20 protein-coding genes are annotated in these 24,043 nt (G+C 67.4%); all 20 read left to right on the top strand.

What is annotated here, in order from left to right; all coding sequences use genetic code 11:
* Positions 1-5: 5 nt before the first annotated feature.
* Positions 6-1,094 (top strand): tyrosine recombinase XerC, encoded by a 1,089-nt coding sequence (locus DTS01S_RS15975; RefSeq protein WP_017407135.1) that lies wholly within the window; start codon positions 6-8, stop codon positions 1,092-1,094.
* Positions 1,095-1,228: 134 nt separating this feature from the next.
* Complete coding sequence (locus DTS01S_RS15970) at positions 1,229-2,344, top strand: CobW family GTP-binding protein (RefSeq protein WP_017407136.1); 1,116 nt, start codon at positions 1,229-1,231, stop codon at positions 2,342-2,344.
* Positions 2,345-2,874: 530 nt separating this feature from the next.
* On the top strand, positions 2,875-3,369 hold the full coding sequence (gene dksA, locus DTS01S_RS31500; RefSeq protein WP_016448042.1) for an RNA polymerase-binding protein DksA: 495 nt from the start codon (positions 2,875-2,877) through the stop codon (positions 3,367-3,369).
* A gap of 45 nt (positions 3,370-3,414) precedes the next feature.
* Positions 3,415-5,199 carry an STAS domain-containing protein gene (locus tag DTS01S_RS15960; protein ID WP_026062825.1) on the top strand — a complete coding sequence of 595 codons (1,785 nt, stop codon included), beginning with the start codon at positions 3,415-3,417 and terminating at the stop codon, positions 5,197-5,199.
* 69 nt (positions 5,200-5,268) lie between these two features.
* Positions 5,269-5,814 carry an ATP-dependent protease subunit HslV gene (hslV, locus tag DTS01S_RS15955; protein ID WP_016448040.1) on the top strand — a complete coding sequence of 182 codons (546 nt, stop codon included), beginning with the start codon at positions 5,269-5,271 and terminating at the stop codon, positions 5,812-5,814.
* Between the two features lie 105 nt (positions 5,815-5,919).
* Positions 5,920-7,239: an ATP-dependent protease ATPase subunit HslU gene (hslU, locus tag DTS01S_RS15950; protein WP_174538910.1), complete on the top strand. Its 1,320-nt coding sequence runs from the start codon at positions 5,920-5,922 to the stop codon at positions 7,237-7,239.
* Positions 7,240-7,609: 370 nt separating this feature from the next.
* Positions 7,610-8,038 (top strand): division/cell wall cluster transcriptional repressor MraZ, encoded by a 429-nt coding sequence (gene mraZ, locus DTS01S_RS15945; RefSeq protein WP_026062826.1) that lies wholly within the window; start codon positions 7,610-7,612, stop codon positions 8,036-8,038.
* A gap of 15 nt (positions 8,039-8,053) precedes the next feature.
* Positions 8,054-8,983 (top strand): 16S rRNA (cytosine(1402)-N(4))-methyltransferase RsmH, encoded by a 930-nt coding sequence (gene rsmH, locus DTS01S_RS15940; protein ID WP_016448037.1) that lies wholly within the window; start codon positions 8,054-8,056, stop codon positions 8,981-8,983.
* 37 nt (positions 8,984-9,020) lie between these two features.
* Positions 9,021-9,305 carry a cell division protein FtsL gene (ftsL, locus tag DTS01S_RS15935; RefSeq protein WP_012203393.1) on the top strand — a complete coding sequence of 95 codons (285 nt, stop codon included), beginning with the start codon at positions 9,021-9,023 and terminating at the stop codon, positions 9,303-9,305.
* Positions 9,302-11,050, top strand: coding sequence for a peptidoglycan D,D-transpeptidase FtsI family protein (locus DTS01S_RS15930; RefSeq protein ID WP_013804112.1), 1,749 nt, complete (start codon positions 9,302-9,304; stop codon positions 11,048-11,050). Before ftsL ends, DTS01S_RS15930 begins: the two co-directional genes overlap by 4 nt.
* Positions 11,047-12,576 (top strand): UDP-N-acetylmuramoyl-L-alanyl-D-glutamate--2,6-diaminopimelate ligase, encoded by a 1,530-nt coding sequence (locus tag DTS01S_RS15925; RefSeq protein WP_016453129.1) that lies wholly within the window; start codon positions 11,047-11,049, stop codon positions 12,574-12,576. The genes DTS01S_RS15930 and DTS01S_RS15925 overlap by 4 nt, the downstream gene beginning before the upstream one ends.
* On the top strand, positions 12,573-13,988 hold the full coding sequence (locus tag DTS01S_RS15920) for a UDP-N-acetylmuramoyl-tripeptide--D-alanyl-D-alanine ligase (protein WP_016453130.1): 1,416 nt from the start codon (positions 12,573-12,575) through the stop codon (positions 13,986-13,988). Before DTS01S_RS15925 ends, DTS01S_RS15920 begins: the two co-directional genes overlap by 4 nt.
* Positions 13,979-15,157: a phospho-N-acetylmuramoyl-pentapeptide-transferase gene (mraY, locus tag DTS01S_RS15915; protein ID WP_016448034.1), complete on the top strand. Its 1,179-nt coding sequence runs from the start codon at positions 13,979-13,981 to the stop codon at positions 15,155-15,157. Before DTS01S_RS15920 ends, mraY begins: the two co-directional genes overlap by 10 nt.
* 4 nt (positions 15,158-15,161) lie before the next feature.
* Positions 15,162-17,123: a UDP-N-acetylmuramoyl-L-alanine--D-glutamate ligase gene (murD, locus tag DTS01S_RS15910; protein ID WP_047217443.1), complete on the top strand. Its 1,962-nt coding sequence runs from the start codon at positions 15,162-15,164 to the stop codon at positions 17,121-17,123.
* 5 nt (positions 17,124-17,128) lie between these two features.
* Positions 17,129-18,394 (top strand): putative lipid II flippase FtsW, encoded by a 1,266-nt coding sequence (ftsW, locus tag DTS01S_RS15905; protein WP_017404612.1) that lies wholly within the window; start codon positions 17,129-17,131, stop codon positions 18,392-18,394.
* Complete coding sequence (gene murG, locus DTS01S_RS15900; protein ID WP_017404613.1) at positions 18,391-19,482, top strand: undecaprenyldiphospho-muramoylpentapeptide beta-N-acetylglucosaminyltransferase; 1,092 nt, start codon at positions 18,391-18,393, stop codon at positions 19,480-19,482. The genes ftsW and murG overlap by 4 nt, the downstream gene beginning before the upstream one ends.
* Positions 19,479-20,912 carry a UDP-N-acetylmuramate--L-alanine ligase gene (murC, locus tag DTS01S_RS15895; protein ID WP_016453132.1) on the top strand — a complete coding sequence of 478 codons (1,434 nt, stop codon included), beginning with the start codon at positions 19,479-19,481 and terminating at the stop codon, positions 20,910-20,912. The genes murG and murC overlap by 4 nt, the downstream gene beginning before the upstream one ends.
* A complete protein-coding gene (locus DTS01S_RS15890) occupies positions 20,909-21,886 on the top strand; it encodes a D-alanine--D-alanine ligase (RefSeq protein WP_017404614.1) in 978 nt (325 codons plus the stop codon). The genes murC and DTS01S_RS15890 overlap by 4 nt, the downstream gene beginning before the upstream one ends.
* Entirely contained in the window at positions 21,883-22,683 is an 801-nt protein-coding gene (locus tag DTS01S_RS15885; protein ID WP_016448028.1) for a cell division protein FtsQ/DivIB, read from the top strand. Before DTS01S_RS15890 ends, DTS01S_RS15885 begins: the two co-directional genes overlap by 4 nt.
* An 84-nt stretch (positions 22,684-22,767) precedes the next feature.
* The gene (gene ftsA / locus DTS01S_RS15880; protein ID WP_012203404.1) at positions 22,768-23,997 is read left to right on the top strand and encodes a cell division protein FtsA; all 1,230 of its coding nucleotides are present in this window, start codon (positions 22,768-22,770) and stop codon (positions 23,995-23,997) included.
* Positions 23,998-24,043: the final 46 nt, after the last annotated feature.

Genomic DNA, 24,043 nt, shown 5'->3' with positions numbered 1-24,043 from the left:
AGCCCATGCCGGGGGCATCGGACAGGGACGGGCTCCCGGAAGGCGGCCTTCCGGCAGAGGATCTGGAGGCAGAGGACCTGGCGCTGCTCCCCTCCGCCGTCCATGCCTATCTGGAGCATGTGCGCGTGCAAAAGCGCCTGGCCGACCGCACCTGCGAGCTCTATGCGCTGGACATGGCCCGGCTGTGCGCCATGGCCCGCGACGCCGGCCTGGATCTGCTGGCGCTGCAGCCCGCCCACATCCGCCGTTTCGTGGCCCGGATGCATTCCCGGGGCCGCAGCCCGCGCGGCATTGCGCTCATCCTGTCCGGCTGGCGCAGCTTCTTCCGCTGGGCGGCCCAGCAGTCGCTGGTGCCTTTCAATCCTGTGGAGGGCGTGCGCGGCCCCAAGGCCCCCAAACCCCTGCCCAAGGCATTGGGCGTGGATGACGCCGTGCAGTTGGCCGCCTTCGGCAACGCCGATGCCGACCCCTGGATCGAGGCGCGCGACGCCGCCATCACCGAATTGCTGTACAGCTGCGGCCTGCGCGTGGGCGAGCTGGTGGGCCTGGACGTGGCGCCCGGCCAGGACACGCAGCGCCAGGGCCGTGGCTGGATAGACCTGCAGTCCGCCGACGCCCACGTGCAGGGCAAGGGCGGCAAGCGCCGCACCGTGCCCGTGGGAGCGGCCGCGCTGCAGGCGCTGCAGCGCTGGCTGGCCCTTCGGGAAACGGGTCTTGCGGGTGCGGCCGCGCAGGCTGCGCAGCACGAACCCGCCCTTTTCATCGGCCGGCGCGGCGAGCGCCTTGGCGCGCAGTCGGTCTGGGCGCGGCTGCGCCGGCGCGGGCAGCAGGCCGGCCTTTCGGCCGGTGTCCATCCCCATGTGCTGCGGCATTCGTTCGCCAGCCACATGCTGCAGTCCAGTGGCGATTTGCGCGCCGTGCAGGAGCTGCTGGGCCACGCCAGCATCTCGACCACGCAGATTTACACGCGCCTGGATTTCCAGCATCTGGCCCAGGCCTACGAGAGCGCCCACCCGCGCGCGCGCCGCAAGAGCGGCGACAGCAGGCAAGTCGGCGAAATCGGCGAAACCCCTGAAAAGGACAGCCTCGAATAAAAAAGGCCAAGCCCTCTGGCAAAACAGCACTTGACAGGCTCGCTAAACTTATTCGGAACGTCTTTTCGACAAGGCCCGTCCATGGTGGACGGGCCTTGCCGCTTCCCTTTGCTGAATTTTCTGAAAGCAATCCCATGGCACTGATTCCCGTCACCATCCTTACCGGCTTCCTGGGCTCGGGCAAGACCACGCTGCTCAAGCGCGTGCTCAGCGAGTCCCACGGCATGAAGATCGCCGTGATCGAGAACGAGTTCGGCGAGGAAAACATCGACACCGACATCCTCAGGACGGAGTCCAAGGAGCAGATCCTGCAGATGAGTAACGGCTGCATCTGCTGCACCATCCGCGAAGACCTGCGCGAGACCCTGCAGCTGCTGGCCTCCAAGCGCCGCAAGGGCCTGGTGGAGTTCGACCGCATCGTGATCGAGACCACGGGCCTGGCCGATCCCGGCCCCGTCGCCCAGACCTTCTTCATGGACGACGAGATCGCCGAGACCTATCTGATCGACTCCATCCTCACCCTGGTCGATGCCAAGCACGCCAACCAGCAGCTGGATGACCGCCAGGAGGCGCGCCGCCAGGTGGGCTTTGCCGACCAGCTCTTCCTGTCCAAGACCGACCTGGTCAGCGAGGACGAGAAGAACGCGCTCATCCACCGCCTCAAGCACATGAACCCGCGCGCGCCCATCCGCGCCGTGCATTTCGGCGAAGTGCCCCTGAACGAAGTCTTCGACCTGCGTGGCTTCAACCTCAATGCCAAGCTGGACATCGATCCCGACTTCCTCAAGGAAGACGATCACGACCACGGCCATGATCACAAGCACGAGCATGGCGAGCACTGCAGCCATGACCACGAGCATGACGAGAACTGCGGGCACGACCACGCCCACAGCCACGCCCATGATCACGAGCACGGCGAACACTGCAATCATCCTCACCACCATCACCACGATGACGACGTCAAGAGCTTCGTCTACCGTGCCGACCGCGCGTTCGACCCTGCCCGCCTGGAGGACTTCCTGGGCGCCATCGTCAACATCTATGGCCCGCGCATGCTGCGCTACAAGGGCGTGCTGAACATGCAGGGCACGGAGCGCAAGGTCATCTTCCAGGGGGTGCACCAGCTCATGGGCAGCGACCTGGGACCGCAATGGGCCGAAGACGAAAAGCGCCAGAGCAAGATGGTCTTCATCGGCATCGACCTGCCCCAGGACATCTTCCTGCAGGGCCTGGAGCAGTGCCTGGTCTGAGCCGTCTGTGAACTTTTGTGAGGAATCACATGGTTTTTGCTGACATCTGATTGACGCAGGAGCCGCCCGCATCTGCAGGCGGTTCCTCTGCTTTCATGTGGGGTATGTGCAACGGCTTGCGCTCCTGTAGAGCATCGATACAATCGCGCCCCTGAAGAGAGCCCCCAAGCCCAATGGACTGCCCCGCAGGGGTCGCCCATACCGTGAGGAGACAGCAAGTGAGCGCCGAATCCAGCAAGAAGCCGTCAGTGGCCGCCCAGGCCCCGGCTGCAAGCCAGAAGGCCGCAGTCCGCACTGCGGTCGGCGTCGTCGACCTGGCCTCCCGCGCTGGCTGGAAAAGGGCTCTTTGCACGCACGGCCGCCGCACGGCCTGGATTGCCGCACCCCGCCGCAAGGGGAAGCCGGCAGGTTCCGCAACTGCGGCGATCGGCTGTCCTACATGGCATTCGACCCGGGCGCCTCGATTGACAGTACCATCCATGGCCCCGTCCGATGCCCCCGGCTCGGACTAAGTTAGCGAAACCAACACTATGCCTACCACTACGCAAACGCCTTCGTCGGGATCGACGAAACGAGACCCCAAGCTGGCCAATGCCTGGAAGACCAAGTCGGCGGAGGAGCTGACGGATGCCGAAGTGCTGGCCATGTCCGATGACGACTACATGAATGAGAAGCAGATGGCGTTCTTCCGCCTGAAGCTGCTCACTCTCAAGCACGACATGCACACCAACGCGGGCGAGACGGCAGAAAACCTGCGCGAGGACACCGTGGTGGTTCCCGATCCGGCCGACCGCGCCACCATCGAGGAAGAGCACGCGCTGGAACTGCGCACCCGCGACCGCGAGCGCAAGCTGCTCAAGAAGATCGAGCAATCCATTGCACGCATCGACGCAGGCGACTACGGCTACTGCGACGAAACCGGCGAGCCCATCGGCGTGGGCCGCCTGCTGGCCCGTCCCACGGCCACGCTGTCGCTGGAGGCCCAGCAGCGACGCGAGCTCAAGCAGAAGATGTACGGAGATTGAGTTGCGGCAACGGCCTTCGGAACGGTGGTGCTAATCTGATTCGCCATGGCAAAAGAAGAGAGCAGCAAATCGGGAGGGTTGTTGTCCAAGGTGGTGCGCTTTGTGCGCCACCCGACGGTCAATTGGTCCGATCTCGACGGCCTCGACGCTGACCAGGAGAGCCAGTACAGCAAGCAGGCGCTCAAGGAAATGATCGAGCGCAAGCGCCGCAACGACTTCGTACGCAAGCGCGAATTCGACCAGTTGCGCCGCCTGCGCCAGGCCGAGTTGCAACAGGCCTCCCGGCCGGGCAGCGCACCTGTCGGTGGCGGCGTGCCCGGACCGGCTGCGCAGGGCTCGCAATTCCTCAGCAGCCTGCTGAGCTCCAAATCCTCCGGCGAGCGCGCCGTCACGCTCAAGAAGATCGACGAGATCGAGGCCCAGATGTCCCAGCAATGGTGGCGGGGCAAGCAGGCGGCCGACGCCACCACCATTCCCATGGCGCTGCCCGCTGGCGGCAACCCCGCGCCGGCGTCGTTTCGCAAGCAGCCGCCGCCGGGCCAGATTCCCATGCTCAGCGACGTGGTGCCTGCGGCCATCGCCTCGGCCGGCGATGTGGCGGCCTTTGCCACCACCTTGCCCATGAGCCTGGCACCTGCGCCGCAGGTGCCGTCCGTCTCCACGGCTCCCCTCATGGATTCCATGCCCATGGCCCGCCCCTTGCGGCCATTGGAAGGGGCCACCGATTTCCTGCCCGCCTTCGCGGCCACCGAGGTCTCTGCCCCGCAGCCCATGGACATGGTGCCGCCATCCTTCGTGGTGTTCGAGCACGATCCCGACCTCGAAGAGCCGGCCATCCTCTTTGCCAATGGCGACGTGGACGGCGCCGAGCAGGGCATGCTGGAGCTGATCGAGCGGCGCGATGTGCCTGCGCAGCTGCCGGTCTGGCTGGCCTTGCTGGACCTGTACCGCGCGGCCGATCGCCCGCTGCAGTTCGACAAGGCCGGCATTGAATTCGCGGCGCGCTTCGGCCGCTCCGCTCCCCAGTGGTTCGCGATGCCGCAGCAGCGCACCGCCGCGATGGCGCCCCTTCCCGGCGCAGCGGCAGGGCGCGGCTGGCGCTGGAGCGCTCCCGCCCAGGTCACGCCCAGCGCTGTCACGGCGCTGAAGGCCTCCCAGGCCAAGGCCGCCGGTCCCTGGACCCTGGACTGGGCTGCCGTGACCCACATCGACGAGGCGGCAGCCACCGCCTTGGAGGCGCTGCTGCAGCAATGGGCCGATTCCCAGGGCGTATTCGTGCTGCTCAACGCGGACCGGCTGCAGGCGCTGCTGGGCGAGCTGGCTCCCTCGGGCGACTCCGCTGTGGATACGCTGTGGTGGCGCCTGCGCATGGCCGTGCTGCGCCTGATGAACCGGCAGGATGATTTCGAGCTGGTGGCCCTGGACTACTGCGTGACCTACGAAGTCTCGCCACCTGCCTGGGCGGACCCGGTCTGCCAGTGCCTGACGCAAGCCGTCGAGTCCGGCGGTGCACAAGCCCCTGTGCAGCCGGGCGCTGACGCCCCGGTGGATGCCGTGCGATTTGCGCTGTCCGGCACCATCGAAGGCGATGCCTCCACCTGGCTGGACCCGGTGCAGGAAGGCGCCAGCCTGGGCGAGCCGGTGTTCATCGACTGCACCCAGCTGGTGCGCATGGACTTTGCGGCGGCCGGCTCCGTGCTCAACTGGGCGGCCCACATGCAGTCGCTGGGCCATGTGCTGCAGTTCGGCCAGCTGCACCAGCTGGTGGCCGTATTCTTCAATGTGATCGGCATCCAGGAGCATGCGCAGGTAACGCCGAGACGGGACTGACCTGCCGAGCGGCGGCATTCTTTGGAGGGGCTCTTGAGAAGACGGGAGCCGCCCTCATCTGGCACCGCTATGGAACAGTATCACGGCACCACCATCATCAGCGTGCGCCGGCAGACCCCCGAAGGCGTGCAGGTCGCCATCGGTGGCGATGGCCAGGTCACATTGGGCAACATCGTCGTCAAGGGTACGGCGCGCAAGGTGCGCAAGCTCTACCACGGCAAGGTGCTGGCCGGCTTTGCCGGCGCCACGGCCGACGCCTTCACGCTGTTCGAGCGCTTCGAGGCCAAGCTGGAAAAGCACCAGGGCCATCTGACGCGCGCGGCCATCGAGCTGACCAAGGACTGGCGCACCGACCGCGTGCTGCGCCGGCTGGAGGCCATGCTGGCCGTGGCCGATGCATCGGCCTCGCTGATCATCACCGGCAACGGCGATGTGCTGGAGCCCGAGCAGGGCATCGTGGCCATCGGATCGGGTGGCGCCTACGCGCACTCGGCGGCCAAGGCGCTGCTGACCAATACCGAGCTGTCGGCCGAGGAGATCGTGCGCAAGTCGCTGGCGATTGCCGGCGAGCTGTGCATCTACACCAACATGCATCACACGGTCGAGACGCTCTGAGACCCTCGCGGCGCGGGCGGTTCTCGCCCGGCCATTGAAACGGATAGCCGCCAGCGGCCAGGTAACGGAAGCGGGGCTGGCGGCGCAATGCTTCGAATACACACCATGTCCTCTGCCATGACCCCCCAGGAGATCGTCTCCGAACTGGACCGCCACATCGTCGGCCAGACCGGTGCCAAGCGCGCCGTGGCCATCGCTTTGCGCAACCGCTGGCGCCGCCAGAACGTGGCCGACGGCCTGCGCCAGGAAATCACGCCCAAGAACATCCTCATGATCGGCCCCACCGGCGTGGGCAAGACCGAGATCGCGCGCCGCCTGGCGCGGCTGGCCGATGCGCCCTTCATCAAGGTCGAGGCCACCAAGTTCACCGAAGTGGGCTACGTGGGCAAGGACGTGGACGCCATCATCCGCGATCTGGCCGAGGTCGCCGTCAAGCAGACGCGCGAGGCCGACATGAAGAAGCTGCGCCTGCGCGCCGAAGACGCTGCCGAGGACCGCATCCTCGACGTGCTCGTGCCCCAGGCCCGCAGCGGCGAGGTGGCTGCCGACAACACGGCCCGCCAGGTCTTTCGCAAGAAGCTGCGCGAAGGCCAGCTCGACGACAAGGAAATCGATATCGACGTGGCCGACGCACCGCCCCAGGTGCAGATCATGGGCCCGCAGGGCATGGAGGAGATGGCCGAGCAGCTGCGCGGCATGTTCAGCCACATGGGCCAGGAAAAGCGCAAGACGCGCAAGCTGCGCATTGCCGAGGCCATGAAGCTGCTGACCGACGAGGAAGCGGCCAAGCTCGTCAACGAGGAAGACGTGCGCACGCGCGCCATTGCCAATGCGGAGCAAAACGGCATCGTCTTCATCGACGAGATCGACAAGGTCGCCACGCGCCAGGAAAGCAGCGGCTCCGACATTTCGCGCCAGGGCGTGCAGCGCGACCTGCTGCCCCTGGTCGAGGGCACCAGCGTCTCCACCAAGTACGGCGTGGTCAAGACCGACCACATCCTGTTCATCGCCTCGGGCGCCTTTCACCTGTCCAAGCCCAGCGACCTCATCCCCGAGCTGCAGGGCCGCTTTCCGATCCGCGTGGAGCTGGAGTCGCTGTCGGTCCAGGACTTCGAAGCCATCCTCACCCAGACCCATGCCTCCCTGGTCAAGCAGTACCAGGCGCTGCTGGCCACCGAAGGCGTCACGCTGGAGTTCACGCCCGAAGGCATCACCCGGCTGGCCGGCATCGCCTTCGAGGTCAACGAGCGCACCGAGAACATCGGCGCGCGCCGCCTGTCCACCGTGCTCGAGCGGCTGCTGGACGAGGTCAGCTTCGATGCGGCCAAGCTTTCGGGGCAGACCGTCACCATCGACGCGGCCTACGTGGACCAGCGCCTGCAGTCCCTGAGCCAGGACGAAGACCTGTCTCGCTTCATCCTCTGAGACCTGCCCCGGTGGCCGAGCGGCCGCCATCGAAGTGACTGCCCGCATTGCCGGGCAGTCACTTTTTGTAGGAGGCCGGCCCGAGTTGCACCCGGTCGCCAGCGAATTGAATCGTTGCAATTGCCTGCCGGCATTGAGAGTTCACTTGCAATCACTCCCCTAAGTGCTTGTAAAGTCTCGGTTTTTTGTCATCACTCACATTGCATTCGATCTCTAAGTTGTTGATTTCATTGCAAATAATTGTCCATTCCCGGGTTGTGAAACACCAAATTGCTGCTACAGTGCAAAAAAGTGCAATTAAGTGGTGAAAGTTGCCTTTGTGCCCCGATTTCCGGGACGCGATGGCTCCAACCGACCGGGGTGACTGACCGTGTTTCAAGGGGCGTCCTCGCTGAATCTCGATGGCAAGGGGCGGCTGTCTGTGCCGACCCGGCATCGTGACGCCCTCCTGGCCATGGCGCAGGGCCAGGTCACCCTCACCAAACACCCCCATGGTTGCCTGATGCTGTTCCCGCGCACGGAGTGGCTGCAGTTCCGCGAGCGGATCGCGCAGCTGCCCATGTCGGCGCAGTGGTGGAAGCGCATCTTCCTGGGCAACGCCATGGACGTGGACATGGATGCCACCGGCCGTGTGCTGGTGTCGCCCGAGTTGCGCGACGCCGTGGGTCTGACCAAGGAGGTCGTGCTGCTGGGCATGGGCAACCATTTCGAGCTGTGGGACAAGGCCACTTATGAGGCACATGAAGCGAAGGCCATGCAGGAAGAGATGCCTGCGGCCTTCCAGGATTTTGCTTTCTAGGAAAGAGGCGTTCTCTTGAATCAGCCGTTGCAACACATCACCGTTTTGCTCGACGAGGCCGTCGATGCGCTGCTGGACGGCGCCGCGCAGCCCGTTGCCGGGCAATGGGTGGACGCGACGTTCGGGCGAGGCGGGCATTCCCGGCGCATCCTCCAGCGGCTAGGGCCGGGCGGGACCTTGCTGGCGTTCGACAAGGACCCGGACGCGATCGAAGAGGCAGCGCGCATCACCGATGCGCGTTTTTCGATTCGGCACGAAGGGTTTCGCCACCTGGGCGAGTTGCCGGCTGGCAGCGTGCAGGGCGTGCTGATGGACCTGGGGGTGAGCTCTCCCCAGATCGACAACCCCGAGCGTGGCTTCAGCTTCCGCTTCGAGGGTCCGCTGGACATGCGCATGGACACCACGCGCGGTCAGAGCGTGGCGGACTGGCTGGCGGAAGCCGATGCCCAGCAGATTGCGGAGGTGATACGTGACTACGGCGAAGAACGGTTTGCTGGCCCCATTGCAAAGGCGATTGTTGCTCGGCGCGAAAGCCAGGGGCCCCTTCGCAATACCGCGGAGCTTGCCGAGCTCGTGGCTGGCGCGGTCCGGACCCGCGAGGCTGGGCAGAACCCAGCGACACGCACATTCCAGGCTCTTCGGATTTTCATCAATGCCGAGCTTGAAGAACTCGAACAGGCGCTAGAGGCCAGCCTGCGCGTGCTCGCGCCGGGCGGGCGCCTGGTGGTGATCAGCTTCCACTCGCTGGAAGACCGCATCGTCAAGCAGTTCATTGCCAGGCATTCCAAGGAAGTCTATGACCGGCGCGCACCCTTTGCCGCGCCCACACCCATGCGCCTTGAAGCCCTGGGCCGCATCAAGCCCAGCGAGGCCGAGGTCGCCGCCAATGCGCGTTCGCGCTCGGCCGTGATGCGCGTGGCCCGCCGCACCGAGGTGCCTGCATGAAGCGCACGCACCGTCTGGCGCAAGAGGAGGGCGTGGCATGCTGCGCCTGAACCTCGTGCTGCTGCTGGCGGTGATGGCCAGCGCCATCTTCCTGGTGCACAACCAGTACGAGTCGCGCCGGCTGTTCACCGAACTGGACCGCGCCGTGGCCGAATCGCGCCGCCTGGCCACCGAGCAGCAGCGCCTGCAGGTGGAAAAGCGCGCCCAGGCCACGCCGCAGCGCATCGAGGTCATGGCGCGCGAGCGCCTGCAGATGAAGCCGGCCACGCCGGCCATCGCCCAGTACGTCAATGACGATGCGCGCACGGGAGTGGCTCCATGACGCGCAGCGTGCTCTACACCTCCAGTCCCTTGCTGGCGTCCAAGACACCCCTGTGGCGCAGCAAGATGATCGTGGCCATGCTGGGCCTGGGCTTTGTCGGCCTGGGTGCACGCGCGGCCTATGTGCAGGTGTTCGGCAACGACTTCTTCCAGCGCCAGGGCCAGGTGCGTTTTGCGCGCACGCTGGAGTTGCCGGCCAACCGCGGCCGCCTGCTGGACCGCAATGGACTGATCCTGGCCTCCAGCGTGCCGGCCGCCAGCATCTGGGCCATTCCCGAAGATGTCGAGCAGGACGACCCCGAGGTCAAGGCCAAGCTCAAGCAGCTGGCCGCGCTCATGGAGATGCCGCTGCCCGCGCTGATGGAAAAGCTGGCCGACGAGGACAAGACCTTCGTCTGGATCAAGCGCCAGCTCGACTGGGACGTGGGCCAGCAGATCCATGCCCTCAACATCAAGGGCATCTACCAGCGCAAGGAATACAAGCGCCAGTACCCGGAAGGCGAATCGGCTGCCCACATCGTGGGCTTCACCAATGTGGAAGACCATGGCCAGGAAGGCATGGAGCTGGCCTTCGACAAGGAGCTGGGCGGCAAGCCCGGCTCGCGCCGCGTGATCAAGGACCGCCTGGGCCGCGTGGTCGAGGGCGTGGGCGAGGAAGTGCCGCCTCAGGACGGCCGCGACATCCAGCTGTCCGTGGACAGCAAGGTCCAGTACTTCGCCTACCAGAAGCTCAAGGAGCAGGTCATCGCGCACAAGGCCAAGGCGGGCAGCGTGGTGGTCATGGATGCGCACACCGGCGAATTGCTGGCCCTGGCCAACTACCCCAGCTACGTGCCCGACAAGCGCAAGAACCTGACGGGCGAGCAGCTGCGCAACCGCGCCATCACCGACACCTTCGAGCCCGGCTCGACCATGAAGCCCATCACCATCGGCCTGGCGCTGGAGTCGGGCCGCTTCAAGCCGGAAACGCCCATCGACACCACGCCGGGCCGCGTCAACGTCACGGGCTCGACGATTTCCGACACCCACAACTACGGCCTGCTCACCGTGGCCGGCGTGATCCAGAAGTCCAGCAACGTGGGCACGACCAAGATCGCGCTGCAGATGCCGGCCAAGGAAATGTGGGAAACCTTCTCGGCCGTGGGCTTCGGCCAGAAGCCGCAGATCTCCTTTCCCGGCGCCGCCAGCGGTCGCCTGCGTCCCTACAAGACCTGGAGGCCGGTGGAGCAGGCCACCATGGGCTATGGCTACGGCCTGTCCGCCAGCCTGCTGCAGATGACGCGCAGCTACACCGTCTTTGCCAACGGCGGGCGCGTGATCCCGGCCACCATGGTCAAGACCGACGAGCCGCCCGTGGGCGTGCCCGTGTTCTCTCCGCGCACGGCCAACGAGGTGCGCAAGATGCTGGCCCTGGCGGCCGGCCCCGGCGGCACGGGCCAGCGCGCCCAGACCATCGGCTACTCGGTGGGCGGCAAGTCGGGCACGGCCCGCAAGCAGCAGGGCAAGGGCTATGCCGCCGGCAAGTACCGCGCCTGGTTCACGGGCATGGCGCCCATCGAGAACCCGCGCATCATCGTCGCCGTGATGGTGGACGAGCCCAGTGCCGGCACCATCTACGGCGGCACCGTGGCGGCACCCGTGTTCAGCGAAGTGGTGCAGCAGACGCTGCGCCTGATGGGCGTGCAGCCCGATATGGAAGTCAAGCCCTTGATCGTCGCCAATCCCGTGGAGGAGCCCTCGCTATGAGTTCCTCCCAAGCCCTGCTGATGCTGTCGTCGGCCACCGAGGCTGTCCAATGGCTGGCCGCCCGCCTGCAAGGCAGCGGCACGCTGCAGACCGACAGCCGCAAGGTCCGGCCCGGCGACGCCTTCATTGCCTGGCCCGGCGCGGCCACCGATGGCCGCGCCCATGTGGCCTCGGCCCTGGAGCGCGGCGCCGTGGCCTGCCTGGTCGAAGCGCAGGGCGTCGAGCCCTTCGGTTTTTCCGGCGAGCACATCGCGGCCTTGCCCGGCCTCAAGGCCGCCACGGGCCTGATCGCCGACCAGTGGTTCCAGCATCCCAGCGCCCGGATCGACGTGCTGGCCGTCACCGGCACCAACGGAAAGACCACCACGGCCTGGTGGCTGGCGCATGCGCTGGCCCAGGTGAAGCTGCAGGAACGCAGCGGCTGCGCCCTGGTGGGCACGCTGGGCGTGGGCATCCCGCCCGCCCTGGAATCCACGGGAATGACCACGCCCGACCCGGTGCGGCTGCAGCGCGCATTCCGCGAGTACGCCGATGCGGGCCTGGCGGCCTGCGCCATCGAGGCCTCGTCCATCGGCATCGTCGAGCACCGGCTGGACGGCACGCGCATCCGCGTGGCGATGTTCACCAATTTCACGCAGGACCATCTCGACTACCACGGCAGCATGCAGGCCTACTGGGATGCCAAGGCCGCGCTGTTCGACTGGCCCGGCCTGCAGGCCGCCGTCGTCAATGTGGACGACGCGCACGGCGCGCGCCTGTGGGCCACGCTGCAGTCGCGCCCATCCTCTGCCGCGCTCGATGTCTGGAGCATTTCCATCGAGGGCGCGGCGCGCCTGCAGGCCAAGGACATCGCGCTGGGCGCCGAGGGCCTGAGCTTCACCGTGATCGAGGCCGGCCACAGCCTGCGCATGCACACGCGCATGGTGGGCCAGTACAACGTATCCAACCTGCTGGGTGTGCTGGCAGCGCTGCGCTGCCTGGGCCTGAGCCTGGACCAGGCCGTCGCTGCCTGCGCCCACCTGGAGCCCGTGCCCGGCCGCATGCAGCAGATCGTCCAGCCCGGCCAGCCGCTGGTGGCCGTGGACTACGCCCACACGCCTGACGCGCTGGACAAGGCCCTGCGCGCCTTGCGCCCGGCCGCCGAGCAGCGCCAGGGCCGGCTGTGGTGCGTGTTCGGCTGCGGTGGAGACCGCGATGCCACCAAGCGGCCGCTCATGGGGCAGGCCGCCCAGAAGAATGCCGACTGCGTGCTGGTCACCAGCGACAACCCGCGCAGCGAAGTGCCCGACCGCATCATCGACCAGATCCTGGCCGGCATGCAGCCGGGCGAGAACCTGCAGTCCCAGGCCGATCGCGCGGCGGCCATCGCCCAGGCGATCGCGCACGCCAGCGAACGCGACGTGGTGCTGATCGCCGGCAAGGGACATGAGGACTACCAGGAGACGGCAGGCCAGCGCCATCCGTTCTCCGACATGGCCGAGGCGCGCAAGGCGCTGGCGGCCCGTGAAGGAAAGAAGCGGTCATGATGACCTTGCAACAAGCGCTGGAGCTGATCCAGTCGCATATCCCCCAGGCACGGCTGGTCGGCAACGGCCAGACCGTGCTCACGCGCGTGCACACCGACACCCGCACGCTGCAGGCCGGGGATCTGTTCGTCGCCTTGAAGGGCGAGCGTTTCGATGCCAACCAGTTCCTGGTCCAGGCCCGCGAGGCCGGTGCCGCCGCAGCCCTGGCCCATGGCGGCCTGGAGGCTGCAGGCCTGTCCGGCATCGAAGTGCCCGATTCGCTGGCCGCCCTGGGCGCGCTGGCCACGGCCTGGCGCGCGCGCTTTGCGCTGCCGCTGATCGCCGTCACCGGCAGCAACGGCAAGACCACGGTCACGCAGATGGTGGCCTCCATCCTGCGTGCCCATGCGGGCGAGGCGGCGCTGGCCACGCGCGGCAACTTCAACAACTCCATCGGCCTGCCGCTGAGCCTGATGCGCATGACCGGCCAGCACCGCGTGGCCGTGCTGGAGATGGGCATGAACCATCCCGGCGAGATTGCCGAGCTGGCCGCCATCGGCCAACCCACGGTGGCCCTGGTCAACAACGCCCAGCGCGAGCACCAGGAATTCATGCACACGGTCGAGGCCGTGGCGCGCGAAAACGGCAGCGTGCTGCTGGCCCTGCCCGCCGACGGCGTGGCCGTGTTCCCCGCAGGCGACACCTACACGCCGCTGTGGCGTGAGCTGGCGGGCGCCCGCCAATGCCTGCTGTTCGGCGAGTCTGGCGACGGCGCCCATATCCACGCGCGTGACGCGCTGTGGCTGGGCGATGCCTGGCAGTTCACCCTGGCCACGCCCGAGGGCGAGGCGCCGGTGCGCCTGCACATCGCCGGCCGCCACAACGTGCGCAATGCGCTGGCCGCTGCGGCCTGCGCCCAGGCGGCCGGTGTGCCGCTGGCCGACATCGCACGCGGCCTGAGCGTGTTCGAGCCCGTGCAGGGCCGCTCGCGCGCGCTGGGCGTTTCGGTGCAAGGCCGCCCGGTCACCGTGATCGACGACAGCTACAACGCCAATCCCGATTCGGTGGCCGCGGCCATCGAGGTGCTGCGCGAACTGCCCGCTCCCCAGCTGCTGGTGCTGGGCGACATGGGCGAGGTCGGCGACCAGGGGCCGCAATTCCATGCCGAGGCGGGCGCGCTGGCGCGCAGCCTGGGCATTGCCCGGCTGTTCACGCTGGGCGCGCAAAGCACATCCGCCGCCACCGCATTCGGTGCAGGTGCCCGGCATTTCGAAGACATGGCCTCGCTGCAACAGGCAGCCTGTGCCGCGCTGCCCGAGGTGGGTAGCATTCTGGTCAAGGGTTCGAGGTTCATGAAGATGGAGCAGGTGGTTCAGGCGGTCGAGGCGGCCGGCAAGGATGACGGTTGCAAGAAGGAGGCCGCATGCTGCTGATGCTGTCCCAATGGCTGCAGGGCCTGTCCCCCGAGTTCGGCTTTCTGCGCGTCTTCCAGTACCTCACGATGCGCGCCGTGATGGCCGCGCTCACGGCCCTGGTCATCGGCCTGCTGGCCGGGCCGCGCCTGATCCGCATGCTGACCTCGCTCAAGATCGGCCAGCCCGTGCGCGGCTACGGCATGGAAACCCATCTGGCCAAGAGCGGCACGCCCACCATGGGTGGGGCGCTGATCCTGCTGTCCATCGCCGTGTCCACGCTGCTGTGGTTCGACCTGTCCAACCGCTTCGTCTGGATCGTGCTGCTGGTCACCCTGGGCTTCGGCACCATCGGTTGGGTCGATGACTGGCGCAAGGTGGTCAACAAGGACCCCGAGGGCATGCGCTCGGGCGAGAAGTATTTCTGGCAGTCCGTCATCGGACTGCTGGCCGCGCTCTACCTGGTGTTCTGCATTTCGGAGAACACCAATGCCCAGGTCTTCGAGCTGTTCGTGACCTGGGTGCAGTCGGGCTTTTCGCTGGACCTGCCGCCCAAGGCCGGCCTGCTTGTTCCCTTCTTCAAGGAAGTCAGCTACCCGCTGGGCGTGCTCGGCTTCGTGGTCATGACCTACCTGGTCATCGTGGGCGCCAGCAATGCGGTGAACCTGACCGATGGCCTGGACGGCCTGGCCATCATGCCCGTGATCATGGTGGGCTCGGCCCTGGGCATCTTTGCCTACGTCACCGGCAACGCCGGCTACGCCAAGTACCTGCTGTTCCCGCACATCCCGGGCTCGGGCGAGCTGCTGGTGTATTGCGCGGCCATGGCCGGAGCGGGTCTGGCCTTTCTGTGGTTCAACGCCCATCCGGCCCAGGTCTTCATGGGCGACGTGGGCGCGCTGGCGCTGGGCGCTTCGCTGGGCACCATCGCCGTGATCGTTCGCCAGGAAATCGTGCTGGCCATCATGGGCGGCATCTTCGTGGTCGAGGCGCTGTCGGTGATGCTGCAGGTCACCTGGTTCAAGTTCACCAAGAAGCGCTATGGCGAAGGCCGTCGCCTGCTCAAGATGGCGCCGCTGCACCACCATTTCGAGAAGAGCGGCTGGAAGGAAACCCAGGTCGTGATCCGCTTCTGGATCATCACCATGCTGCTGTGCCTGCTGGGCCTGTCCACGCTGAAGCTGAGGTGAGTCCATGAACACCGAAGACTTCAAGACCGAACCTCCTGCGCTGCCGGCTGGCGAGCCCGCTGTCCCGGCGCTGCATGCCGAACTGGCCAAGGGGGCCGACTTTGCCTCGGAGTCTGCCGGCGAGCGGGCGGACGAGCCGGTCGCGGATCCGGTCCTGGACGATTCGCCGGCTGCGGCTCTGGAAGGCGCAGAGCAGCCGCTGGCTGCGGAGCCTTCGCAGGCGCTCGGGCTTGAGGCAGCCCCGGCCCCTGCGGCGATGACCGAGCCTGTACCCGACATCTCCACGCTGACGGCAGCCAGGGATGCCGCTGCCTTCGTGGCCCAGATCTTTGCCGACCCCAGCATCTCGGATTCCTCCGACGCCGAGGTCACCCCGGTCGCCACCGAAGAGGCGGTTGAAGCCGAACAGGTACTGCCACCCGTGGCTGCCGGCTGGCCCGGCGAGCAGGCCCAGCACCTGCAGGGCCAGCGCGTGCTCATCCTGGGCCTGGGCGCCTCGGGCCTGGCCATGGCGCGCTGGTGCGTGCGCTGCGGCGCCGAAGTCATCGTGGCCGATACGCGCCAGGCGCCGCCCCAGCTGGAACAGCTGTCCGCCGAACTGCCCCAGGCGCGCTTCGTGCCCGGAGATTTCACGGCCCAACTGGTGGACGGCCAGAGCCTGGGGCTGGTCTACCGCTCGCCCGGCCTGAGCCCGGCCGCCGTGGCGCCCGTGGTCGACACGGCCCGGGCCCAGGGCCTGCCCGTGGGCGGCGAACTCGATCTCTTCGCCATGGCGCTCAAGGCCCTGGCCGCAGCCCATGGCTACCGTCCCACCGTGCTGGGCATTACCGGAACCAATGGCAAGACCACGGTCACCTCGCTGACCGGCCAACTGCTGGAGCATGCCGGCCTGCGCGTGGCGGTGGCGGGCAATATCGGCCCCACGCTGCTGGACACGCTGACCCAGGCCATCGATGCCGAAACGCTGCCCCAGGCCTGGGTGCTGGAGCTGTCCAGCTTCCAGCTCGACGGCGTGCAGATGTTCGAGCCCACGGCCGCCGCCGTCCTCAATATCACCCAGGACCACCTGGACTGGCACGGCAGCCTGCGCGCCTATGCCGATGCCAAGGCCTGTATCTTCGGCAGCAGCGGCATCATGGTGCTCAACCGCGAGGACCCCGAGGTCATGCGCATGCTGCCGGCACCCGTGGTGCCGCCGGGCAAGCGCCAAAAGCCCCAGCAGCGCGCCCACATCACCTTCGGCGGCGACATGCCGCGCCGCCCCGGCGACTTCGGTCTGGAAGTGGTCAGCGGCATGACGTGGCTGGTGCGCGCCCATGAGGCCGACGAAACCGCCAAGGGCAAGAACGCCGAAGACCTGTACATCCAGCGCCTGATGCCCGCCGACGCGCTGCGCATCCGTGGCCGGCACAACGCCATCAATGCCCTGTCCGCCCTGGCCCTGGCCAGCGCGGGCGGCTGCACGCTGGCGCCCCTGCTCTACGGCCTGCGCGAGTACCGGGGCGAGCCGCACCGCGTCCAGCCCATCGGCCGCGTCAACGGCGTGGAGTACTACGACGACAGCAAGGGCACGAACGTGGGCGCCACCGTGGCCGCGCTGTCGGGCCTGGGGCCTGACCACCGCATCGTGGTCATCCTGGGCGGTGACGGCAAGGGCCAGGATTTCTCTCCGCTGGCCGCACCCGTGTCGCGCCACGTGCGCGCCGCCGTGCTGATCGGCCGCGACGCGGGCCGCATCCGCGCTGCGCTGCAGGACTGCGGCGTGCCCCTGGTCGATGCCACCACCATGGCCGATGCCGTGGAGCTGGCCGCCTCGCGCGCCCATGAAGGCGACGCCGTGCTGCTGTCGCCCGCCTGCGCCAGCCTGGACATGTTCCGCAACTACGAGGACCGGGCCCACCAGTTCGTCGATGCCGTGCGCGCGCTGGCGCTGGATGCCGGCCATGAACTCGGAGGTGCTGCATGAGCGCGATGAACGCCATGAACCAGGCCCTGGGCCGCATGCGCTCCTGGTTCGGAGGCGCGCAGGAAAAGGCCATCGACGTGCTGCCCGTGCGCCTGGGCGGTCCCCAGTACCACCGGCCCACGCAGACGCCGGCCAGCGTGCTCGGCCTGGACCAGGCCCTGATCTGGGTGGTCATAGGCCTGCTGGCCTGGAGCCTGGTCATGGTGTATTCGGCATCGATCGCCATGCCGGACAATCCGCGCTTCGGCAAGATCGCGCCCACCCATTTCCTGATGCGCCATGCCATGTCCATAGGCATGGCCTTCGTCGGCGCGCTGCTGGCCTTCCAGGTGTCCATGGCCACCTGGGAGCGCATGGCGCGCAAGCTCTTCCTGGTGTCCCTGGTCCTGCTGGTGGCCGTGCTGATCCCGCATGTGGGCACCGTGGTCAACGGCGCGCGGCGCTGGCTGTCCCTGGGCATCATGAACTTCCAGCCGTCCGAGCTGGCCAAGTTCGCCGTGCTCATCTATGCGGCCGACTACATGGTGCGCAAGATGGAGGTCAAGGAGCGCTTCTTCCGCGCCGTGCTGCCCATGGGGCTGGCCGTGGTGCTGGTCGGGGTGCTGCTGCTGGCCGAGCCCGACATGGGCGCCTTCATGGTGATCGTGGTGATCGCCATGGGCATCCTGTTCCTGGGCGGCGTGAACGCGCGCATGTTCTTCCTGATCGCGGCCCTGGTGGTGCTGGCCTTCGTGCTCATCATCGCCACCTCCGAATGGCGGCGCGAGCGCATCTTTGCCTACCTCAATCCCTGGGATGAAAAGCATGCCCTGGGCAAGGGCTACCAGCTGTCGCATGCGTTGATCGCCATCGGGCGCGGCGAGATCTTCGGCGTGGGCCTGGGCCGCAGCGTCGAAAAGCTGCACTGGCTGCCCGAGGCGCACACCGACTTTCTGCTGGCCGTGATCGGCGAGGAATTCGGCCTGGTCGGCGTGCTCCTGATCGCCGTCACCTTCCTGTGGCTCACGCGCCGCATCATGCTCATAGGGCGGCAGGCCATTGCGCTGGACCGGGTGTTCTCCGGCCTGGTGGCCGAGGGCATTGCGATCTGGATGGGCTTCCAGGCCTTCATCAACATGGGCGTGAACCTGGGCGCGCTGCCGACCAAGGGACTGACGCTGCCCCTGATGAGCTTCGGCGGGTCGGCCATCCTCATGAATCTGATAGCGATAGCGGTGGTGTTAAGGGTGGACTACGAGAACAAGTTGCTGATGAAGGGAGGGCATGCATGACGCAGTCCACCTCTCAAGGCACGCAACGCCAGCGCACGGCCCTGATCATGGCCGGCGGCACGGGCGGCCATATCTTCCCGGGCCTGGCCGTGGCCCAGGCGCTGCGCGAGCGCGGCTGGAACGTGCGCTGGCTGGGCGCCCCCGGCTCCATGGAGTCCCGCATCGTGCCGGCCCAGGGCTTCCCGCTGGAGACCATCGAGTTCTCGGGCGTGCGCGGCAAGGGCATCATGACCCTGGCCTTTTTGCCCATGCGCCTGCTGCGTGCCTTCTGGCAGGCGCTGGCCGTGGTGCGCCGCGTCAAGCCCGACGTGGTCGTGGGCCTGGGCGGCTACATCAGCTTTCCTGGCGGCATGATGGCCGTGCTGGCCGGCAAGCCCCTGGTGCTGCATGAGCAGAACTCCGTGGCCGGCATGGCCAACAAGGTGCTGGCCAGCGTCTCCCACCGCATCTTCACCGCCTTCCCCAACGTGTTCCCCAAGGGCCGCTGGGTCGGCAACCCCTTGCGCCAGGCCTTCACCGAGCAGCCCGCGCCCGAGCAGCGCTTTGCGGGCCGCAGCGGACCGCTGCGCCTGCTGGTGGTGGGCGGCAGCCTGGGCGCTAAGGCGCTCAACGAGATCGTGCCGCAGGCGCTGGCCCTGATACCGGCCGATGTGCGCCCCGTCGTGCTCCACCAAAGCGGCGCCGCACAGATCGACGCCCTGCGCGCCAACTACGCGGCGGCAGGCGTGCAGGCCGAGCTGACGCCCTTCATCGACGATACGGCGCGCGCCTTTGCCGAGGCCGATGTCATCGTCTGCCGCGCCGGTGCCAGCACGGTCACCGAGATCGCGGCCGTGGGCGCAGCCGCCATCTATGTGCCTTTCCCGGCCGCCGTGGACGACCACCAGACCGCGAACGCGCGTTTCCTGGTCGATGCTGGTGGTGGATGGTTGATGCAACAAAGCGCACTGACTGCCCAAACCCTGGCCGAAATGCTACAAAATATGCAGCGTGCGACGCTGCTGGAGCGCGCTGGAAAAGCCAAGAAAATGCAAAAGACCGAAGCCACCGCCGAGGTGGTCGCCGCCTGTGAGGAACTGGCCGCATGAAGCACGCCATTCATCACATCCATTTCGTCGGCATCGGCGGCGCCGGAATGAGCGGCATCGCCGAGGTGCTGCACAACCTGGGTTACGCCGTCTCGGGCTCGGACCTGTCCGACAGTGCCACGCTGCGCCGGCTCGCAGGCCTGGGCATTGCCACCCACGTCGGCCATGCGGCCGCGAACATCGAAGGGGCTGACGCCGTCGTCACCTCCACCGCCGTGCAGTCCGACAACCCCGAGGTGGTCGCGGCGCGCACGCACAAGATCCCCGTCGTGCCGCGTGCGCTCATGCTGGCCGAGCTGATGCGCTTCAAGCAGGGCATCGCCATCGCAGGAGCCCACGGCAAGACCACGACCACCAGCCTTGTGACCAGCGTGCTGGCCGAGGCCGGGCTGGACCCGACCTTCGTCATCGGCGGCAAGCTCAACAGCGCGGGCGCCAACGCCAAGCTGGGCCAGGGCGACTACATCGTGGTCGAGGCGGACGAGTCCGACGCCTCCTTCCTGAACCTGCTGCCCGTGATGGCCGTCGTCACCAACATCGACGCCGACCACATGGAAACCTACGGCCATGACTTCGGCCGGCTCAAGGGCGCCTTCGTCGACTTCCTGCACCGCATGCCGTTCTACGGCCGCGCCATCGTCTGCGTGGACAGCCCGGCCGTGCGCGAGATCCTGTCCCAGGTGGCCCGCCCCGTGACCACCTACGGCTTTGCCGAGGACGCCCAGGTGCGCGCCCTCAACGTGCGCGCCGAGGCCGGCCGCATGCATTTCACGGTGCGCCGCAGCAACGGCCAAAGCTATCCCGACCTGGACGTGGTGCTGAGCCTGCCGGGCGAGCACAACGTGCTCAACGCGCTGTCTGCCGTGGCCGTCGCCATGGAGCTGGAGATTGCCGACGAGGCGCTGCTGCGCGCCTTCGAAAGCTTCAAGGGCGTGGGCCGGCGCTTCCAGCGCTATGGCGAACTCCCTGCAGCGGACGGTGGCATCTTCACCGTCATCGACGACTACGGGCACCACCCTGTCGAGATGGCGGCCACGCTGGCTGCTGCGCGCGGCGCCTTCCCGGGCCGCCGCCTGGTGCTGGCCTTCCAGCCGCACCGCTACAGCCGCACGCGCGATTGCTTCGAGGATTTCGTCAAGGTCATCGGCCTGGCCGATGCCGTGCTGCTGACCGAGGTCTATGCGGCCGGCGAGGCGCCGGTGGTGGCGGCCGATGGCCGCTCGTTGGCGCGCGCCCTGCGCGTGGCCGGCCGGGTCGAGCCGGTCTTTGTGGAAGACGTTGCCGAGCTGCCGGCGGCCCTGGCCGCCCACGCCCGCGATGGCGACGTGCTGTTGTGCATGGGGGCCGGCTCGATTGGCGCCGTGCCCGGAAAGTTGGTTGAAATGCTTCAGAAACAAGAGCTGCAGGCGCAGCAGGGAGCTGCGCAATGAGCAGCTTCGGCACCCAGATCGATGTCAAGGCCCTGGGCAAGGTGGCCGTGCTGTTGGGCGGCCGCTCGGCCGAGCGCGAGGTCTCGCTGATGTCGGGCACGGGCGTGCTCAAGGCCCTGCTGTCGCAGGGCGTGGATGCCCATGCCTTCGACCCCGCCGAGCGGGACCTGGGCGAGTTGAAGAAGGACGGTTTCGACCGCTGCTTCATCGCGCTGCATGGCCGCTACGGTGAGGACGGCACGGTGCAGGGCGCGCTGGAGCTGCTGGGCATCCCGTACACGGGCCCCGGCGTGATGGCCTCCAGCATCGCCATGGACAAGATCATGACCAAGCGCATCTGGCGCTTCGAGGGTCTGCCCACACCCGACTGGCGGCTGGTCGCCAGCGCCGACGAGACCCGCGCCGCGCTGCAGGCGCTGGGCGCGCCCATGATCGTCAAGCCCTCGCGCGAGGGCTCGACCATCGGCCTGACCAAGGTCTGGACAGCCGAGGAATGCGAGCAGGCCTATGTGCTGGCCTCCCGGTACGACCCCGAAGTGCTCTGCGAAGAGTTCATCGAAGGCGACGAGACCACCTGCCCCGTGCTCGGAACCGGCGAGGGCGCCCACGCCCTGCCCGTGATCCGCATCGTCGCGCCCGAAGGCAACTACGACTACCAGAACAAGTACTTCACCGACGACACCCAGTACCACTGCCCCAGCGGCCTGCCTGCCGAGGAAGAGGCCGAGATCCGGCGCATCGTCGTGCGGGCCTTCCGCACGCTAGGCTGCCGCGGCTGGTCGCGCGCCGACATCATGATCCGCGCCAGCGACCGCAAGCCCTTCCTGCTGGAGATCAACACCTCGCCGGGCATGACGGGCCACTCGCTGGTGCCCATGTCGGCCCGCGCCATCGGCGTGAGCTACGAAAACCTGTGCCTGGGCATCCTGGCCAGCGCCGCGCTGGACGCGCAACCGGAGCAGGAGCACGCATGAGCTACTCCCTGCCGGCCCCCTTCGACGTCAAGCTCATGAACGTGACCGCCACGGTCCTGTTCGTGGGCGTGGCTGCGCTGGGGCTGGCAGCGGTGAGCTGGTGGGCGCTGCGCCATCCGGCCTTCAATATCGGCCGCATCGTGGTCGAGGGCGAGCTGGTGCACAACAACGCGGTGACGCTGCGCGCCAATGTGGCGCCGGTGCTCACGGGCAACTTCTTCACCGTGGATCTCAAGGCCGCCAAGGCGGCGTTCGAGCAGGTGCCCTGGGTGCGCGAGGCGCAGGTGCGCCGCGACTATCCCAACAGCCTGCGCGTCATCCTGCACGAGCATGTGGCCGAGGCCTTCTGGGGGCCTGATTCGGGCACCGGCCTGGTCAACAGCTTCGGCGAGGTCTTCGAGGCCAACCTGGGCGAGCTGGACCGCGACGGCCTGCCGCGCCTGCAGGGCCCCGAGGACAGCGCCCCGCAGATGCTGCAGATGTACCGGCTGCTGGTGCCGGCGCTGGGGCCGCTGGATGTGGAGATCGACGGGCTGACGCTCAATGCGCGCGGCAGCTGGCAGCTCAGGCTGGCCAACGACGCACAGATCGAACTGGGTGGCGGCAGCGTGGAGGCCGTGCTGCAGCGCGTGCAGCGCTTCGTGCGCACGCTGCCCCAGATCACGACCCAATACAAGCGCAAGGCCGACGCCATCGAGTCGGCCGACCTGCGCTACGAAGACGGATATGCGCTGAGGCTGCGCGGTGTGACCACCGGCACGGCCAAGGCGCCGGCTGCAGTGCGTCCCCGACGCTGAAGACGAGGGAGGACAGACCTATGTACATGCACACCAAGCAGCGACACAGCGACAGGACAGAACCAACCGGGGGCGGATGCTGATATGGCAAGAGAATACAAAGATGTGATCGTCGGACTGGACATCGGCACGGCCAAGGTCATGGTCGTGGTCGCCGAGGTCCTGTACAACGGCGAACTCAAGCTCGCCGGCCTCGGCGTGGCCCCGAGCAACGGACTCAAGCGTGGCGTGGTGGTCAACATCGACGCCACGGTGCAGAGCATCCAGCAGGCGCTGAAGGAGGCCGAGCTGATGGCCGACTGCAAGATCCAGCGCGTGTGCACCGGCATCACCGGCAGCCACATCCGCGGCCTGAACTCCAGCGGCATGGTGGCCATCAAGGACAAGGAAGTCACGGCCACCGACGTGGCGCGGGTGATGGAGACGGCCAAGGCCATCAACATCTCCTCGGACCAGCGGCTGCTGCTGGTCGAGCCGCAGGAATTCGTGATCGACGGCCAGGAAGTGCGCGAGCCCATCGGCATGAGCGGCATCCGCCTGGAGGCCAAGATCCACATCGTCACGGGCGCGCAGAGCGCGGCCGAGAACATCATCAAGTGCGTGCGCCGCTGCGGCCTGGAGGTCGAGCAGCTGCTGCTCAACCCGCTGGCATCGAGCCAGGCCGTGCTCACCGATGACGAGCGCGAGCTGGGCGTGGCCGTGGTCGATATCGGCGCGGGCGCCACCGACGTGGCCATCTTCACGGGCGGCGCCATCCGGCACACGGCCGTCATTCCCATCGCGGGCGACCTGATCACCAGCGACATCGCCATGGCGCTGCGCACGCCCACCAAGGACGCCGAGGACATCAAGGTCGAAAGCGGCTATGCCAAGCAGCTGCTGGCCGACCCCGACGCCCAGGTCGAAGTGCCGGGCCTGGGCGACCGCAGCCCGCGCATGATCAGCAAGCAGGCGCTGGCCGGCGTGATCGAGCCGCGCGTGGAAGAGATCTTTTCTTTGGTGCAGCAGGTGGTGCGCGATTCAGGCTACGAGGAAGTGCTGTCCTCGGGCATCGTGCTGACCGGCGGCAGCGCCGTCATGCCGGGCATGGTGGAACTGGGCGAGGACATCTTCCTCAAGCCCGTGCGCCGCGGCATCCCCAAGTATTCGAGCGCATTGGCTGACATGGTGGCTCAACCCCGCGCCGCCACCGTGATGGGATTGCTCGAAGAGGCCCGCCTGGCTCGCCTGCGCGGTTTCAAGGTGGCACAAAAGAGTGGGTCGATGAAGACCGCTTTTGGCCGTTTCAAAGACTTCATCGTGGGGAACTTTTGATATGTGCTTTCATCGACTGCGCATTACCGGCCCGCCCACCGGCTTC

Source organism: Delftia tsuruhatensis NBRC 16741, from assembly GCF_001571325.1.
GTDB classification, from domain to species: Bacteria; Pseudomonadota; Gammaproteobacteria; order Burkholderiales; family Burkholderiaceae_C; genus Comamonas; species Comamonas tsuruhatensis.
This window is presented reverse-complemented; position numbering and strand designations above follow the sequence as displayed.

Excerpts from the sequence above, each read along its gene's own strand:
- DTS01S_RS15975 (WP_017407135.1), top strand. The coding sequence starts at position 6 with ATGCCGGGGGCATCGGACAGGGACGGGCTCCCGGAAGGCGGCCTTCCG.
- DTS01S_RS15970 (WP_017407136.1), top strand. The coding sequence starts at position 1,229 with ATGGCACTGATTCCCGTCACCATCCTTACCGGCTTCCTGGGCTCGGGC.
- dksA (WP_016448042.1), top strand. The coding sequence starts at position 2,875 with ATGCCTACCACTACGCAAACGCCTTCGTCGGGATCGACGAAACGAGAC.
- DTS01S_RS15960 (WP_026062825.1), top strand. The coding sequence starts at position 3,415 with ATGGCAAAAGAAGAGAGCAGCAAATCGGGAGGGTTGTTGTCCAAGGTG.
- hslV (WP_016448040.1), top strand. The coding sequence starts at position 5,269 with ATGGAACAGTATCACGGCACCACCATCATCAGCGTGCGCCGGCAGACC.
- hslU (WP_174538910.1), top strand. The coding sequence starts at position 5,920 with ATGTCCTCTGCCATGACCCCCCAGGAGATCGTCTCCGAACTGGACCGC.
- ftsL (WP_012203393.1), top strand. The coding sequence starts at position 9,021 with ATGCTGCGCCTGAACCTCGTGCTGCTGCTGGCGGTGATGGCCAGCGCC.
- DTS01S_RS15930 (WP_013804112.1), top strand. The coding sequence starts at position 9,302 with ATGACGCGCAGCGTGCTCTACACCTCCAGTCCCTTGCTGGCGTCCAAG.
- DTS01S_RS15925 (WP_016453129.1), top strand. The coding sequence starts at position 11,047 with ATGAGTTCCTCCCAAGCCCTGCTGATGCTGTCGTCGGCCACCGAGGCT.
- DTS01S_RS15920 (WP_016453130.1), top strand. The coding sequence starts at position 12,573 with ATGATGACCTTGCAACAAGCGCTGGAGCTGATCCAGTCGCATATCCCC.
- mraY (WP_016448034.1), top strand. The coding sequence starts at position 13,979 with ATGCTGCTGATGCTGTCCCAATGGCTGCAGGGCCTGTCCCCCGAGTTC.
- murD (WP_047217443.1), top strand. The coding sequence starts at position 15,162 with ATGAACACCGAAGACTTCAAGACCGAACCTCCTGCGCTGCCGGCTGGC.
- ftsW (WP_017404612.1), top strand. The coding sequence starts at position 17,129 with ATGAACGCCATGAACCAGGCCCTGGGCCGCATGCGCTCCTGGTTCGGA.
- murG (WP_017404613.1), top strand. The coding sequence starts at position 18,391 with ATGACGCAGTCCACCTCTCAAGGCACGCAACGCCAGCGCACGGCCCTG.
- murC (WP_016453132.1), top strand. The coding sequence starts at position 19,479 with ATGAAGCACGCCATTCATCACATCCATTTCGTCGGCATCGGCGGCGCC.
- DTS01S_RS15890 (WP_017404614.1), top strand. The coding sequence starts at position 20,909 with ATGAGCAGCTTCGGCACCCAGATCGATGTCAAGGCCCTGGGCAAGGTG.
- DTS01S_RS15885 (WP_016448028.1), top strand. The coding sequence starts at position 21,883 with ATGAGCTACTCCCTGCCGGCCCCCTTCGACGTCAAGCTCATGAACGTG.
- ftsA (WP_012203404.1), top strand. The coding sequence starts at position 22,768 with ATGGCAAGAGAATACAAAGATGTGATCGTCGGACTGGACATCGGCACG.